This window comes from Tritonibacter sp. SIMBA_163 (assembly GCF_046535935.1).
GTDB classification, from domain to species: Bacteria; Pseudomonadota; Alphaproteobacteria; order Rhodobacterales; family Rhodobacteraceae; genus Epibacterium; species Epibacterium scottomollicae.
Window position 1 is genome coordinate 1 of the sequence record NZ_JAWJBP010000589.1, and the last position, 265, is coordinate 265.

Annotated in this window: 1 protein-coding gene; it reads right to left on the reverse strand. The window is 56.2% G+C overall.

Annotated features, from left to right (window positions below):
- A partial coding sequence (locus R0J92_RS23660; protein ID WP_411053471.1) for a peptidyl-prolyl cis-trans isomerase occupies nt 1-265 on the reverse strand: 265 nt, incomplete at both ends.

The window sequence follows — 265 nt, forward strand, 5'->3', positions numbered from 1 at the left end:
TTCGCAAGGGTGGTGCGAATTTCGCCTTCAACTTCGGCTAGCGGCTTCACATGAGCCGGTTCGATCTGCGTTACGCGCAGGATGACGGGACCGAAGCTTCCCTTTACGACTGGGCTAACACCATTCTCCGCGAGCGCAAATGCTGCATCGGCCACGGCCTGGTCGGGAATAGCGGATTTTTCGAACGTGCCGAGCTTCAGGTCGTCTTCGGTTTTGCCCTGTTCCTTACCAATGTCAACGAAGCTCGTTCCAGCGGCGATTTTCT